At 61.3% G+C, this 15,598-nt stretch carries 11 protein-coding genes; 5 read left to right on the forward strand and 6 right to left on the reverse strand.

The features are described from left to right. Positions 1-106 precede the first annotated feature (106 nt). From M5B98_RS17990 to pepN, 3 genes are read left to right on the forward strand one after another with little or no spacing between them, the layout of a single operon-like run. Positions 107-367, forward strand: a complete 261-nt coding sequence (locus M5B98_RS17990) for a YeaC family protein (protein WP_114882298.1) — start codon at positions 107-109, stop codon at positions 365-367. After that, entirely contained in the window at positions 364-1,194 is an 831-nt protein-coding gene (locus M5B98_RS17995; RefSeq protein ID WP_248743487.1) for a DUF2797 domain-containing protein, read from the forward strand. The genes M5B98_RS17990 and M5B98_RS17995 overlap by 4 nt, the downstream gene beginning before the upstream one ends. 10 nt (positions 1,195-1,204) lie before the next feature. Then, the gene (gene pepN, locus M5B98_RS18000) at positions 1,205-3,862 is read left to right on the forward strand and encodes an aminopeptidase N (protein ID WP_248743488.1); all 2,658 of its coding nucleotides are present in this window, start codon (positions 1,205-1,207) and stop codon (positions 3,860-3,862) included. Positions 3,863-3,925: 63 nt separating this feature from the next. Here pepN and katG read toward each other — a convergent pair whose 3' ends face one another. Then, complete coding sequence (gene katG, locus M5B98_RS18005; protein WP_248743489.1) at positions 3,926-6,199, reverse strand: catalase/peroxidase HPI; 2,274 nt, start codon at positions 6,197-6,199, stop codon at positions 3,926-3,928. A 359-nt stretch (positions 6,200-6,558) separates the two neighbouring features. Between katG and M5B98_RS18010 the strand changes: the two genes are divergently transcribed. Beyond that, on the forward strand, positions 6,559-8,589 hold the full coding sequence (locus tag M5B98_RS18010) for a TonB-dependent receptor (protein WP_248743490.1): 2,031 nt from the start codon (positions 6,559-6,561) through the stop codon (positions 8,587-8,589). Positions 8,590-8,643: 54 nt separating this feature from the next. On the opposite strand, the gene M5B98_RS18015 is transcribed toward M5B98_RS18010, so the two are convergent. Next, complete coding sequence (locus tag M5B98_RS18015) at positions 8,644-10,854, reverse strand: LTA synthase family protein (RefSeq protein WP_248743491.1); 2,211 nt, start codon at positions 10,852-10,854, stop codon at positions 8,644-8,646. A 399-nt stretch (positions 10,855-11,253) separates the two neighbouring features. Here M5B98_RS18015 and M5B98_RS18020 point away from each other — a divergent pair, with 399 nt between their 5' ends. Then, the gene (locus tag M5B98_RS18020) at positions 11,254-11,775 is read left to right on the forward strand and encodes a hypothetical protein (RefSeq protein ID WP_248743492.1); all 522 of its coding nucleotides are present in this window, start codon (positions 11,254-11,256) and stop codon (positions 11,773-11,775) included. Between the two features lie 160 nt (positions 11,776-11,935). On the opposite strand, the gene M5B98_RS18025 is transcribed toward M5B98_RS18020, so the two are convergent. The 4 genes from M5B98_RS18025 to M5B98_RS18040 form a co-directional block, all read right to left on the reverse strand. After that, positions 11,936-12,415 carry a copper chaperone PCu(A)C gene (locus tag M5B98_RS18025; RefSeq protein ID WP_248743493.1) on the reverse strand — a complete coding sequence of 160 codons (480 nt, stop codon included), beginning with the start codon at positions 12,413-12,415 and terminating at the stop codon, positions 11,936-11,938. Further along, entirely contained in the window at positions 12,415-13,020 is a 606-nt protein-coding gene (locus tag M5B98_RS18030; protein ID WP_119426602.1) for an SCO family protein, read from the reverse strand. Before M5B98_RS18030 ends, M5B98_RS18025 begins: the two co-directional genes overlap by 1 nt. Before the next feature lie 156 nt (positions 13,021-13,176). Beyond that, on the reverse strand, positions 13,177-14,589 hold the full coding sequence (locus M5B98_RS18035; protein WP_248743494.1) for an efflux transporter outer membrane subunit: 1,413 nt from the start codon (positions 14,587-14,589) through the stop codon (positions 13,177-13,179). 60 nt (positions 14,590-14,649) lie between these two features. Next, entirely contained in the window at positions 14,650-15,444 is a 795-nt protein-coding gene (locus M5B98_RS18040; RefSeq protein WP_248743495.1) for a helix-turn-helix transcriptional regulator, read from the reverse strand. Positions 15,445-15,598: the final 154 nt, after the last annotated feature.

The raw sequence follows: 15,598 nt of genomic DNA on the forward strand, positions 1-15,598 counted from the left end.
GACGACGGGCGTGACGCCCGTCGATCCGCTCGCCCATCTGATGCCCGGCAGTGTGCCGGGGCATCGGCACCGTTAAACTAGCGACATTTTTTGGAGAGTGTTCAACATGTCGTCTTTTTCCGAACTGATCAAAAACATTACCCCCGACATCTACCAGAGCCTGAAACTGGCCGTGGAAATCGGCAAATGGTCCGACGGTGGCAAGCTCACCGCCGAACAGCGCGAGCTGTCGCTGCAGGCGATGATCGCCTGGGAAATCCAGAACCTGCCCGAAGAAGAGCGCACCGGTTACATGGGCCCGCAGGAGTGTGCATCGAAGTCGATCGAAGTGCCGAACATCCTGTTCAAGTCGGACGCCATCCATTGATCGAGATTGGCCGCGGTGCAATCAGCAAAATGTCGGCGCGCCTGGACGGGCCGAACGTGCAATACGCGTTTCGTCTGGATGACGTCGAGGTGCCGGTCAACCCGTTGATCGGCACCACGGTGCGCCTGGAATACCTGGGGGCGATTCACTGCACCCATTGCGGACGCAAGACCAAGACCAGCTTCAGTCAGGGTTACTGCTACCCGTGTATGACCAAGCTGGCCCAGTGCGACGTGTGCATCATGAGCCCGGAGCGCTGCCACTTCGACGCCGGCACCTGCCGGGAACCGGAGTGGGGCGAGAAGTTCTGCATGACCGATCACGTCGTCTACCTGGCCAATTCGTCGGGGATCAAGGTCGGCATCACTCGCGCCACCCAGCTGCCGACCCGCTGGCTCGACCAGGGCGCCAGTCAGGCGCTGCCGATCATGCGCGTCGCCACGCGCCAACAGTCCGGTTTCGTCGAAGACCTGTTCCGCAGTCAGGTGGCGGACAAGACCAACTGGCGCGCGCTGCTCAAGGGCGACGCGGCGGCGGTGGATCTGACGCAGGTGCGCGATCAGTTGTTCGACAGCTGCGCCGAAGGCCTGCAAGGCTTGCAGGAGCGTTTCGGCCTGCAGGCGATTCAGCCGGTCACCGACGTCGAGCCGCTGGAAATCCGTTACCCGGTCGAGCAGTACCCGGCCAAGATCGTCAGCTTCAACCTGGACAAGAACCCGATTGCCGAAGGCACGCTGCTGGGGATCAAGGGCCAGTACCTGATCTTCGACACCGGCGTGATCAACATTCGCAAGTACACGGCCTATCAGCTCGCCGTGCATCAATAAGGACTTCAGCATGCGCACCGAACAACCGAAGATGATTTACCTGAAGGACTATCAGGCGCCCGAGTACCTGATCGATGAAACACACCTGACCTTCGAGTTGTTCGAGGACCACAGTCTGGTCCACGCGCAACTGGTGATGCGCCGCAACCCGGCCCGTGGCCCGGGCCTGCCGCCGCTGGTGCTCGATGGCCAGCAGCTGGAATTGCTCTCGGTGACCCTGGCCGACCAGGAACTGAGCGCTGCCGACTACCAGTTGACCGAGAATCACCTGACCCTGCAGCCGAAGAGTGAAACCTTCACGGTCGACACCAGCGTCAAAATCCACCCGGAAACCAACACCGCGCTGGAAGGCCTGTACAAGTCCGGCACGATGTTCTGCACCCAGTGCGAGGCCGAAGGCTTCCGCAAAATTACCTATTACCTCGACCGCCCGGATGTGATGAGCAAGTTCACCACCACGGTGGTCGCCGAGCAGCACAGCTATCCGGTGCTGCTGTCCAACGGCAACCCGATCGCCAGCGGTCCCGGCGAAGACGGCCGGCACTGGGCGACCTGGGAAGACCCGTTCATGAAGCCGGCGTACCTGTTTGCGCTGGTGGCCGGTGACCTGTGGTGCGTTGAAGACTCTTTCACCACCATGACCAATCGCAACGTGGCGCTGCGCATTTACGTCGAGCCGGAAAACATCGACAAGTGCCAGCACGCCATGAACAGCCTGAAGAAATCCATGCGCTGGGACGAAGAGGTCTACGGTCGCGAGTACGATCTGGACATCTTCATGATCGTCGCCGTGAACGACTTCAACATGGGTGCGATGGAGAACAAGGGCCTCAACATCTTCAACTCCAGCGCCGTGCTGGCCCGCGCCGAAACCGCCACCGACGCTGCGCACCAGCGGGTCGAGGCGATTGTTGCCCACGAATACTTCCACAACTGGTCGGGCAACCGCGTGACCTGCCGCGACTGGTTCCAGCTGTCGCTCAAGGAAGGCTTTACCGTGTTCCGTGACGCCGGTTTCTCCTCCGACATGAACTCGGCCACGGTCAAGCGCATTCAGGACGTGGCGTACCTGCGTACCCACCAGTTCGCCGAAGATGCAGGTCCCATGGCCCATGCCGTGCGCCCGGACAGCTTCATCGAGATTTCCAACTTCTACACCCTGACCGTGTACGAAAAGGGCTCGGAAGTGGTCGGCATGATCCACACCCTGCTGGGCGCCGAAGGCTTCCGCAAGGGCAGCGACCTGTACTTCGAACGCCACGACGGCCAGGCCGTGACCTGCGATGACTTCATCAAGGCCATGGAAGATGCCAATGGCGTCGACCTGACCCAGTTCAAGCGCTGGTACAGCCAGGCTGGTACGCCGCGACTGGCGGTGAGCGAGTCTTACGATGCCGCCGCGAAAACCTACAGCCTGACCTTCCGTCAGAGCTGCCCGGAAACCCCGGACAAGGTTGAAAAGCTGCCGTTCGTGATTCCTGTGGAGCTGGGCCTGCTCGACAGCCAGGGTAACGAGATCGCCCTGCGTCTGGCCGGCGAAGCCGCTGCGCAAGGCACTACCCGAGTGATCTCGGTGACTGAAACCGAGCAGACCTTCACCTTCGTCGATATCGCCGAACAACCGCTGCCGTCCTTGCTGCGTGGTTTCTCGGCACCGGTGAAACTGAGCTTCCCGTACAACCGCGATCAGTTGATGTTCCTGATGCAGCACGACACTGACGGTTTCAACCGCTGGGATGCCGGCCAGCAACTGTCGGTACAGGTGCTGCAAGAGTTGATCGGCCAACAGCAGAAGGGCGAAAGCCTGGTGCTCGATCCACGTCTGATTTCCGCTCTGCGCACTGTGCTGGCTGATCAGACGCTGGATCAGGCGATGGTCGCGGAAATGCTCTCGCTGCCGAGCGAAGCCTACCTGACCGAAATCAGCGAAGTGGCTGACGTGGACTCGATCCACACGGCCCGCGAATTCGCCCGTCAGCAACTGGCGGACAGCCTGTTCGAGGCCCTGTGGCAGCGTTATCAGGCCAACCGCGAGCTGTCGAAAAAGACCCCGTACGTGGCCGAAGCCGAGCATTTCGCCCGTCGCGCACTGCAGAACATCGCGCTGTCGTATCTGATGCTCAGCGGCAAGCCTGAAGTGCTGGCGGCAACGCTGGAGCAGTTCGACAGTTGCGACAACATGACCGAGCGCCTCACCGCGCTGGCGGTGCTGGTCAACTCGCCATTCGAAGACGAGAAGGCCAAGGCCCTGGCCAGTTTCGCCGAGCACTTCAAGGACAATCCGCTGGTTATGGATCAGTGGTTCAGCGTGCAGGCCGGCAGCACCTTGCCGGGCGGTCTGGAACGTGTGAAAGCGCTGATGCAGCACCCGGCGTTCAACATCAAGAACCCGAACAAGGTGCGTGCACTGGTCGGCGCTTTTGCCGGGCAGAACCTGATCAACTTCCACGCGGCGGATGGCTCGGGCTACCGCTTCCTCGCGGACCTGGTGATCGAACTGAACGGCTTCAACCCACAGATCGCTTCGCGCCAACTGGCGCCGCTGACTCGCTGGCGCAAATACGACAGTGCTCGTCAGGCGCTGATGAAGGCGGAGCTGGAGCGGATTCTGGCATCCGGTCAGCTGTCCAGTGATGTCTATGAAGTGGTCAGCAAGAGCCTTGCCTGAAGCTGTTTCAGGGCAATAAAAAACGCCGCTCGATGAGCGGCGTTTTTGTGGGTGGATGAAAAACTATTGGCGCAAATCAAACCGATCCAGATCCATCACCTTCGCCCACGCAGCCACGAAGTCGTTGACGAACTGCTCCTTCGCATCGGAACTGGCATACACCTCGGCCAGCGCCCGCAGTATCGCATTGGAGCCGAACACCAGATCGACGCGCGTTCCTGTCCATTTCACATTGCCGGTCTTGCGGTCGCGGCCTTCGAACTCATCCGCTGCCTTGGACGTCGGTTTCCATTCCACACCCATGTCCAGCAGGTTGCGGAAGAAGTCGTTGGTCAGGGCGCCGGGCTTGTCCGTGAAGACGCCGTGTCTGGTCTTGCCGACGTTGGTGTCCAGCACGCGCAGACCGCCAACCAGCACGGTGAGTTCTGGCGCCGAGAGCGTCAGCAGCTGCGCCTTGTCGATCAGCAACGCTTCGGCCGGCACGCGATAGGTGCTGGCGGCGTAGTTGCGGAATCCGTCGGTGTGCGGTTCAAGGAAGCCGAACGACTCGACGTCGGTCTGCTCTTGAGTCGCATCGGTACGGCCGGGCGAGAAGGGCACCGTGACCGAATGGCCGGCGTTTTTCGCCGCCTGTTCGACCCCGGCATTGCCGGCCAGCACGATCAGATCCGCCAGCGAGACTTTCTTGCCCGACGCCCCGGCGTTGAACTCGTTCTGAATGCTTTCGAGGGCTTTGAGCACCTTGTCCAGTTGTTCGGGCTGGTTGGCCTGCCAGAACCGTTGTGGTGCCAGACGCAGACGTCCGCCGTTGGCGCCGCCGCGTTTGTCCGAGCCCCGGAAGGTCGAGGCGGCAGCCCAGGCGGTGGAGACCAGTTCCGAAACGGACAGCCCCGACGCCAGTACTTTGCCTTTCAGCGCCCTGATATCGCTGTCGTCCACCAGTGGATGCTTAGACTCGGGAATCGGGTCTTGCCACAGCAGTTCTTCCTGCGGCATTTCCGGGCCGAGATAGCGCGACAGCGGGCCCATGTCCCGGTGGATCAGCTTGTACCAGGCGCGGGCGAAGGCGTCGGCCAGTTGATCGGGATTGGCCAGGAAGCGCCGCGAGATCTTCTCGTAGGCCGGGTCGAAGCGCAGGGCCAGGTCGGAGGTGAGCATGGTCGGGTCGATGCGTTTGTTCGGGTCGTGGGCATGGGGAATCGTGCCGGCCCCGGCGCCGTTTTTTGGTTTCCACTGATGGGCGCCGGCCGGGCTCTTGGTCAGTTCCCACTCGAAGCCGAACAGGTTTTCCAGGTAGTTGTTGCTCCATTTGGTCGGGGTGGTGGTCCAGGTCACTTCCAGACCGCTGGTGATGGTGTCCGCACCTTTGCCGCTGCCGAAGCTGTTTTTCCAGCCCAGGCCCTGAAGCTCGAGGCCGGCGGCTTCCGGTTCCGGACCAACGTTATCGGCCGGGCCGGCACCGTGGGTCTTGCCGAAGGCGTGGCCGCCAGCGATCAGGGCGACGGTTTCTTCGTCGTTCATGGCCATGCGGCCGAAGGTTTCACGGATGTCCCGGGCCGAGGCCACCGGATCGGGATTGCCCTCGGGGCCTTCCGGGTTCACGTAGATCAGGCCCATCTGCACGGCGGCGAGCGGGTTTTCCAGATTGCGTTCACCCTGATTGGTGCGGCTTTGTTCATGGCCGTGCTCGGCAGGTTCGGCCACCAGCGTGCCGTCGCCCGGTTCCTGCATGGCTTCGGGGTGTTTGCCGTAACGGGTGTCGCCACCCAGCCAGGTGTTTTCCGAACCCCAGTACACATCTTCATCCGGCTCCCACACATCGGGACGTCCGCCGGAAAATCCGAAAGTCTTGAAGCCCATGGATTCCAGCGCGACGTTACCGGTGAGGACGATCAGGTCGGCCCAGGAAATGTTGCGGCCATATTTCTGCTTGATCGGCCACAACAGGCGCCGGGCCTTGTCGAGGCTGACGTTGTCCGGCCAGCTGTTGAGCGGGGCGAAGCGTTGCTGGCCGGAGCCGGCGCCGCCACGGCCGTCAGCGGTGCGATAGGTGCCGGCGCTGTGCCAGGCCATGCGGATGAAGAGCGGGCCGTAGTGGCCGAAGTCGGCGGGCCACCAGTCCTGGGAGTCGGTCATCAGCGCCGTCAGATCGCGTTTCAGGGCCTGGAAATCCAGGCTCTTGAAGGCCTTGGCGTAGTCGAAGTCCTTGCCCAGCGGATCGGAGGCGGGCGAGTGCTGGCTCAGGATTTTCAGGTTCAGTTGATTCGGCCACCAATCGCGGTTCGTCGTGCCACCGCCGGCGGCGTGATTGAACGGGCATTTCGATTCATTTGCCATGTTCGGATCCTTATCAGGTCTTCTGCGGCCGGCTCGTGCCGACTTCGGATTAGTAAGGCTAGACCCGACTGGGCAGGTCAGCTAATAGGCCGACTATTGGTGGCTGATAGGCAAAGTCTTTTACCGCTGTCTGTTCAGGAATTTTCGGAAGAAACGCAAGACGTGCTTGCGCACGCGACGATACCGCGTGCTGAAAGACCCGTCCTTGAGCGGTTGTTGTAAACATCGGGCAAGAATCATGATGGCCATTGGAAATGTTATTGTATAACATAAAAATGATTTCATCTGATCGATGTCACTGACATGTCCGTGTGGCAGTGGCATCGGTCCCTTCCTTTCTGCCTTACGGAATACTAGAAATGTCTGCCCGTTTTCCCTCCTTCCCGCCAAGCCTGCTGGCCTCTGCGCTGCTGATCGCGTCCCCCGCATTCGCTGCCGAACCCCTTGAGCTGCAACCCCAAGTCATCACTGCCAATCCACTGGGCAGCCAGACCCTGGCTTCGCCCGCGACCGTATTGAGCGGTGATGACCTGACGCAGCAGCAAAAGGGCAGCCTCGGCGAAACCCTGAACAAGCAGCCGGGCGTGTCGTCGTCCTACTTCGGGCCGGGTGCCAGTCGCCCGATCATTCGCGGGCAGGATGGCGATCGCATCCGCATCCTGCGCAACGGCGTCGGTGCTCTGGACGCCTCGTCGCTGTCCTACGACCACGCCGTGCCGCTGGACCCGATCAACGTTGACCGCATCGAAATCGTCCGTGGCCCGGCCGCGTTGCTCTACGGCGGCAGTGCTATCGGCGGGGTCGTGAACACCTTCGACAACCGCATCCCGACCGAAGCCATCGACGGCATCCATGGTGCCGGCGAGCTGCGTTATGGCGGCGCCGACACCACCCGCAGCAGCGCGGGCAAACTCGAGGCCGGCAACGGTCAGTTCGCCCTGCACCTGGACGCCAGCGCTCGCGAGTTCAACGACCTTAAAATCCCCGGCTACGCCAAAAGCAGCCGCGAACGGGCGGGGGATGATGGCGATTCCAGCAAGCATCGCCTGGCCAACAGCGACGGTCGTCAGGACGGCGGCGCAGTGGGCGGTTCGTACACTTGGGATGACGGTTACGCGGGGCTGTCCTACAGCAACTACGACTCCAACTACGGCTCGCCGGCCGAAGACGACGTGCGGATTCGCATGCAGCAGGAGCACTACGCGTTCGCCTCGGAAATCCGCAACCTCCAAGGGCCGTTCAGCTCGGTCAAGTTCGACGCCGGTTACACCGATTACCAGCACCGCGAAATCGAGGACGGCGAGGTCGGCACTACGTTCAAGAACAAGGGTTACGAAGCGCGGGTCGAGGCTCGTCACCAGCCGTTGGGGCCGTTCAACGGGGTGATCGGTGCGCAGGTCAGCCGTAATGAATTCTCGGCACTGGGCGAAGAAGCCTTCGTGCCGCAGACCGATACCAACGCCGGTGCACTGTTCATTCTGGAAGAGCTGCAAGCCACGGATCGCCTGCTGTTCACCCTCGGCGGACGCCTGGAACACACCACGGTCGACCCGGACGCCAAAGGCAACGAGCGCTTCGCCAATGCCGACCGCTCCAGCATTTTCACCGCCGGCAGTCTGTCGTCCGGCGCGGTGTACACGCTGACGCCGGTCTGGTCGGTTGCCGCCACGCTGGGCTACACCGAGCGGGCGCCGACGTTCTACGAGCTGTACGCCAATGGCGCCCACGTCGCGACCGGCACTTTCGAAGTCGGGGATGCGGGTCTGTCGAAAGAGAAAGCCGTCTCCAGCGATCTGGCCCTGCGTTTCGACAATGGCACGCACAAGGGCAGCGTCGGCGTGTTCTACAGCCACTTCTCCAATTACATCGGACTGCTCGGCACCGGGCGCACCCTCAATGATGAAGGTGAAGAAGACGCAGGCGGCATTCCCGAATATGCGTACTCCGGTGTCCGTGCACGTTTCAGCGGCATCGAAGCCCAGGATCGCTGGCAGCTCGGCGAGAGCGCCTATGGCAAGTTCGCGCTGGAATTGTCGGGCGACTACACCCGTGCCAAGAACCTCGACAACGGTCAGGATCTGCCGCGCATTGCACCGCTGCGCTTGAATACCGGGTTGCTGTGGGAGCTGGATCGCTGGCAGGCACGGATCGATGTGGAGCACGCCAGTTCCCAGCATCGGGTGCCGGACAATGAAAGCAGCACCGATGGCTACACCACGCTGGGTGCGAATGTGGGGTATCACTTCGACGTCGGCCAGAGCAAATGGCTGGCCTTCGTCAATGCCGAGAACCTGACCAACCAGACCGTGCGCTATGCCAGCTCGATCCTGCGCGACATTGCGCCGGCAGAAGGGCGAAGCATTCAGGTGGGATTGCGCACTACCTTCTGATCGTCCCAGCGCCAGCGCCAGCGTCCCGCGAACCGCGTGACGCTGGCGTCGACATCAGCTCGACTGAGCGGTGTCGTCTTCCGGGAGTTCCTCCCGCAGATCCTGTTGCCCCGGCAGCTCGGTGATCACGCTGAAATCCGTGACTTCCACCGCCCCCAAGCCATAACCCAGCAAGTGGAACGAGAAGGCCTTGCGCGGTTGCGGGTTGTCGAAGCTGAAATCCATTTCCAGCGGCTGATCCGCCGTGGCGACCATTTCCGATGGCAGGCCCAGTTGCACGTCCTGTTCGAACTCCTTGGCCTTGAGCTGGATGTACGCCGCCTGTTGCGGGTCCATCGAGCGCACGGTCAGGCGCACGCGGGTGTGCGAGCCCTTGGGCATTTCCAGGTACTGCGCGCCGATCAGGTTGTCGGCCCAGTCATCCTTGATCTGCGCTTGCAGCGGGATGACGTTGTCGCTGCCGAACTGATAGCGCTGGTTCAGCGGGGTGCGCAGCAACGACAGGTCCAGCGCATCGGCGCGGGCCGCAATCTGCCGCGCATTCTGGCCGCTGGCATTGCCCTTGAACGTCGCGCTTTCGGCGATGAAGCCTTCACTGGCGTAGGCGCGGCAGCGGCGTGGCATGTCGCATTCGGTCAGGATGCCGTGGCCGTCGTGGTAGCGCAGTTTGCCGTTGGTGAACGACATGATTTCGCGCCCGGTGTCGTAGTCGCGAAACAGTGAGCGGCCGCTGAGAGCGGCGGGCACCGGCAGGTCAAAATAATCGAGGATCGACGCGCTCAGATCGACATGTCCGTAGACCCCGGCGTTCAGGTGCGGCAACTGCGCCTGTTCAGGTGCCAGGGTCAGGTTGAAGCCCCAGGACGACGCCAGCCGCACGCCGTCGATGCCATGGGATTCGTCCGAGGTGATCACCACCAGTGTGTCTTTCAGCACGCCCTGACGCTCGAGGCCGCTGAGGAACTGGTCCAAAGCGTCGTCCAGATAACCGACGGCGGCCTGTTTCGGCGTGTCGTAGCGTTGCAGGTAGTCTTCCGGCGCGGAGTAGGGCTGATGGGTGCCGACGGTCAGCAGGGTCAGCATCCACGGTTTTTTCTGTTTCTTCAGTTGGCCGACGTAATTCAGCGCGCCCTCGAAGAACGCCTTGTCGTCCTTGCCCCACGGGAATTCCAGGTAGTTGGCGTTGGTGAACCACTCAAGGCCATGGGTCGCATCGAAGCCGATGTGCGGCATGATCTTGTCTTTGGCCATGAAGCGCAGGCCGGCGCCTTGCAGGTAGTGGGTGGTGAAACCGTTCTGACGCAATTGGGCCGGCAGGCAGGCCTGGTTGCGTTCGTTCTGGGTCAGCATTTCCACGCCTTTGGGCGTGCCGTTGTTCAGTTTGTCGTAATCGCCGCAAAGCATGGCGTACAGGCCGCGAATGGTCTGGTGCGTGTGCAGCACGTAGTCCGGCGTGTTCATGCCGCGCTCGGCCCAGCGGCTGAGCTTGGGCATCAGGTCTTCCTGATAATGGCTGCCAATGGCCTCGCGATTGGCGCGGATGTAGGCGCCGGGAATGCCTTCTACGGCAACGATCAGTACGTTGCGCGCCTGGCCTTTTGCTGCCAGTAACGAGTGGCCGTTCAAGTCGAGGTCGGTGAGCCCGGCCATCGAGGGTGGAGGTATTTCGCTGCCGCCTTCCAGCCATTCTTCGGCCTGCATCTGCGCGTCGGCCACTTGCGCGGCGAGCAACTGATGCGGCAGGTTGTACAGACGCCATGGGTCGGCGTCGCTCGGCGAAAGATTCTGTGCGCCCCAATGGGCGGCGAACAGCAACACCGGTGCCGACCACACGGCGCGGGGCAGGGCCGGCGCTAGCGTTCCGCGGTTTGCCCACTGCGTCGCCAGCCACAGCAAAAGGCCCAGCAGCAATGCACCGGCCACTCCCGGATGGGCGAAACCGCCGCCGGTGGAGTTCTCGACGAATTGCGGGTCGATCAGGTAATGCAGGTCCTGGGGGTTGGGCAGGCGCCCGACCGCGCTGACCAGTTCAGCCGTCGCCACCGCCAGCAAACCCCAGAACACCAGCACCGGCAGGGCCAGCCACCACGGCCGGCGATGCAGCAGGACCACCAGCAGGCTGCCGATGGCCAGGTCCGACAGATAACCGAACAGACTCGACCAGCCGAGTGCCGCACGCAGGCACACCGGTACGATCAGGACCAGAAAAACCAGAGAAAGAAGACGGGCGTCGGGGTGCCGAAGCCGTTGAAAAAGAGCGCTCACAAAAAGACCTTCCAGCCATCAAACCGTCATAAAAGTGTGCGCGATGATACCAAGGGTGGGCTGTCTGATCGCCTTTTTAAACGCATGGCTGATCCGTTGTCGAACGCGTGTGCGATCCGGTCGAATTGCCTGAAGCCTTGACCTGCGTTCGTATCAGCGGAGAGGGAGGCGGTTTTCGGCGCCGGCGAAACAGGGGATTAATTGTTTCAGGCTGTTTATTGCGCCTTTCACACGCGTTACCTGACGCTATGAAGTCTGATGGAAACGGCTAAGCGCTGGTCATCGAACGCCATGATGAAGGCCGCTCTTTATGGACAGGGTGATGGCCACTCAGTAGCATTCGCGCCTTCGGGATCTGCTTTATTCACGTGGTCCGGCGTGAACCCTCAAGGAATCGACATGCGTAAACGTGCCAATGGTGACAATCCCACAGTGGTGACGCTGGTGAACGGTGAAATCCGCCGCGAAACCCACATCAGCTTCAGCTCGGCTTCGATCATCAATGGCGAGATTCGGGTCCAGTCTGTGGAAGGCAACCAGATCCAGGTGCAAATGCCGGGTATGGATGTCGCCTTGCGTTTTGATCTGGATGGCGTTCAGCAAGTGCCAAATGTTGAACCTGAACCGATCGAAGACAAACAGACGCCTGCCGGCAAGTCCTTGTCGGTGTTCAACTGGAAGACGTTGCTGATCACCTTTTTTCTGTGGGTTTTTGTGGGTTTGTTTTCAGGCGCGCTGGGATTCTTCGTGGCCGCGAGTTATTTCGGTTACCAGTGGCGGCAGGTGGTCAAGCGCAAGAAGCTTCTGGTGAATGGGCCGTCAATGCAGTCAGCCTCCATTCATTCGCAAGATCGCTCTCAAGCCAATCCTTCAAAGCTATCCAGACAGAACGTGCGGGATGCGTTGGCGCGTCATCGCTGAATTCGATTATCTGAAGTACTGCCCATCACCGAAAATCCGGATGCCTTTCGCCACCATCTCGAATTGAACTGACTTGGCAACCAGACGCAAACGGGGCGGCATGATCGTCGATCATGCCGCCCCGTTTGTTTTTTGAAGCCGTAATGCCGTCAGCCGGCGATCAATGCATCTTGCTGTGATCGTGGCCTTCCATGTTGGTCAACGAGCGCACCGGCGCCTGGACTTCAATGGATTGTTTTTCGCCTTTGGCATTTTCCACGGTCAGGGTCAGCGGCACGGTGTCGCCTTCCTTCAGTTGACCGTTCAGGCCCATCAGCATCACGTGGTAGCCGTTCGGATCGAATTTCACAGCCTTGCCGGCCGGCAGGTCGACCGAGTTGACCGGGCCCATGCTCATCACGTCGTTCTTCATGGTCATTTCATGAATCTGTACGTCCTTGGCCACCGGCGATGCAACGCTGAGCAGTTTGCTGTCGCTGTCGGCGGTGACGGTCATGAACGCGCCGCTGGCCGACTGGTTTGGCACGGTTGCACGGACCCAGGCGTCATCGACCCTGGTCTGCGCCGAAACCTGGAAAGCCAGGCCCAGCAGGGACAGGCCCAGTGCGGCACGTTTGATGTTGTTCAGGAAAGGGTTCATCAGCAGACCTCCATGACGGTTTGCAAATCTTCCGTACACTCTTGTGCAGAAAGCGATTGGGACAGACCCACGCGCAGGTTGCCGCGGGTGTCGTAGACATAACTGGTGGACGTGTGCGACAGGGTGTAAGTGTCGCCGGCAGGGACTTTTTCGTAGAAGACGTCGAATTCCTTGGCGGTGGCCTTGGTTTCCTCGAGGGTGCCGTACAGGGCGACGAAGCTCGGGTCGAAGGTCTTGACGTAGGCGTCGAGGATTTCGGGCGTGTCGCGTTCCGGGTCGAGGGTGATGAACACCACTTGCAGGATGTCGCCATCCTTGCCCATCAGCTTCTTGATTTTCGCCGCGCGGGCCAGGGTCGTCGGGCAGACGGCCGGGCACTGGGTGAAACCGAAGAAAATCATCGGCATCAGGCCGCGAAAGCTCGACAGCGTCACGGTGTTGCCTTCGGTGTCCTTGAGCTTGAAGGTGCGTCCGAGGATCTTGTCGCTCAGATCCTTGCCGTACTTGTACGACAGTTGGCCACGGGTGTCGCAGCCGGCGAGCAGGCCCAGACCGAGCACGCCCATTCCCGCAAGCACCTTGCGGCGAGTCAACAAAGCCGTCATCTAATACCGCCTTTTGCAGCCCGCCGGTCAGCAAGACGGGCGGGGGGTTAACCGTAAAAGCGGCGCATGATACCAAAATGAACCGGCAGGTCGGTTTTTGATCACCGACGGATGTCAGATCTGGCGACAAAAGGTGTAAGAAAACATGACCTGCGGTTATTGCGGCGACGGTTCCGCAGGGCTCCAGCTACCGCCCAGTGCGGTGTACAGGTTCACTTGCGCCACCAGTTGCGCCAACCGGTCGGAAATCAGACCTTGCTGCGAACTGAACAGCGAACGCTGGGCATCGAGAAACGTCAGGCTGCTGTCGACACCGGTCCGGTAGCGGTGCTGCGCCATGTCGTAATAGTCCTGAGTCGCCTGCACCAGATCGCGCTGGGCCTGTAGCTGTTGCTGATAGGTCTCCCGTGCGGCGAGACCGTCGGACACTTCCTGAAAGGCGGTCTGAATGGTCTTTTCGTATTCGGCGACGGTGATGTCCTTCTGCAGCTTCGCGTAATCTAGGCTGGCGCGCAGGCTGCCGGCGTTGAAGATCGGCAGGTTGATCTGCGGCTGGAAGGTCCAGGCGCCGGAGCCGCCCTTGAACAATCCCGACAGGTCCCGACTCGATGTGCCGGCATTGGCCGTCAGGCTGACACTGGGAAAAAACGCCGCCCGGGCTGCGCCGATATTGGCGTTGGCAGCTTTCAGCTTGTATTCGGCCTGGAGAATGTCCGGCCGGCGTTGCAGCAGATCCGACGGCAACCCGGCCGGGACTTGGGCCACCAGATCACTGGCCAGTGGTCGTGCCGGCAATGTCTCCGGAACCGGCGCCCCGACCAGCAACGTCAGGCTGTTCAAGTCCTGGGCCACCTGGCGTTGATAGCGGGCGAGGCTGGCACGGGTGCTGTCGACGCTGGTCTGCGCCTGGATCTGATCCAGTGCCGAAGATTTTCCGGCCTCGCGGTTGCGGGTGGTCAGGCGCAGGCTTTGCTCGTCGGCGGCCAGGGTTTCCTGGGCCAGGGCCAGCAATTCCTGATCGGCGCGCCAGGTCAGGTAGGCGTTGGCGACGTTGGCCACCAGGCTCAATTGCGCACTGCGCCGGGCTTCTTCGGTGGCCAGCCAGCTCATCAAGGCCTGTTCGCTGAGGCTGCGGACGCGGCCAAAGAAATCCAGTTCGTAGGCGCTGATGCCGAGGTTCGCCGAGTAGGTCGAGGTGATCGCCGCTTTGGTTTTGGTCACGCTTGCCGGCACCCGTTGGCGCAGCTCATTGGCATTGGCTGAAACCGCCGGCAGCAGATCGGCGCGCTGAATGCGGTACTGCGCCTGGAAGGCCTCAACGTTCAGCGCGGCCACCCGCAAATCGCGGTTATTGACCAGTGCGCTTTCAATCAACTGCTGCAACGCCGGGTCATTGAACAGCCCGCGCCAGTCCTCGACAGCGGTCGTGGTCCGGGTTGACGCAGAGTAGGCGGGGCCGTTTGAATACTGCGCCGCGCTGGGTGACGCCGGACGCTGGTAATCGGGAATCAGCGAGCAGCCGCCCATCAGCAACGCCATGGACAGCAGGGAGATCGGCAACCTGGACATCAAACAGCCTCGTTCACAAATAGGAGTGGGCGCGAAGGCCCGTGATGAGAAAACGCCGGATCAGGCCCCGGCCATCCATTTCGCCAGACCGTGACGCCCGCTGACTCCGAGTTTGGCCGCCGCGCGCTTGAGGTAGGTCTCGATCGAGCTGTTCTTGACCCGCAACCGCTCGGCCATCTGCGGCACGGTGCCGCCGGTCAGCAGGCCGAGGCAGACTTCTTTCTCGCGCACTGACAGGGTGATGTCGCCCAGTGCCAGGCGCTCGTCGAACACCTGTTGCAACGGTGTCTGCTCCTGATCGGCCTGAAGTGGGCGCGGTTGCCGGGCGATGATTTGCCGACGGATCTGCGCATGACGCTCGATCAACGGCAGCAGGGTGTCGGACAGGCTTTTGAGAAACGACAGCTCCGGCAGGGAAAACACCCGGTGCGTGTGAGGGCGATAGAACGAGATGACACAGCGGCGGTTGGAGGTGCGTGACACCAGATTGCACTGATGGACGCTGTGGTGCGGGTGTCGTTGCTGCAGCGAGGCCTTGAGTTGAATCAGCAGCGAGTCATTCATCTCGATCATCTTTTGCAACAGCGGATGATCGTCCTGGCATTGCAGCGGGTCCGGGGGCGGGAAGGTATCCGGCAAACCGGCGCTGCCCAGGGCCTTGATCTCGACCACGCTGGCCTCGCGCTCGTCGAGTGTCCATTCGCTGAGATCGACCCGGTTGACCGGCACCAGGGTGTCGACCAACTGAAACATGTTGGAGGCGAATCGTTCGTTCCCCGTACTGGCGATCAACTCGCCCAGTTGCCAGTAGAAGTGCGGGTTTTCCGTGTTGCGAAGACTGCCGGTCAGATTCATATCCTTGTCATCCCTGATTTAAAGCCATTGCCGAATCATCTGCCGTGCATACACCTGTGAAGCCGCCAACCCAGCGTTTCTCCTTGAAATCGATCTGGAGCGGGATTTAAGCCTATGCATTTGTCCTACGTCTGTAGGGGAAAACGGGGACACA

The organism is Pseudomonas sp. MWU12-3088 (assembly GCF_023242405.1).
GTDB classification, from domain to species: domain Bacteria; phylum Pseudomonadota; class Gammaproteobacteria; order Pseudomonadales; family Pseudomonadaceae; genus Aquipseudomonas; species Aquipseudomonas kribbensis.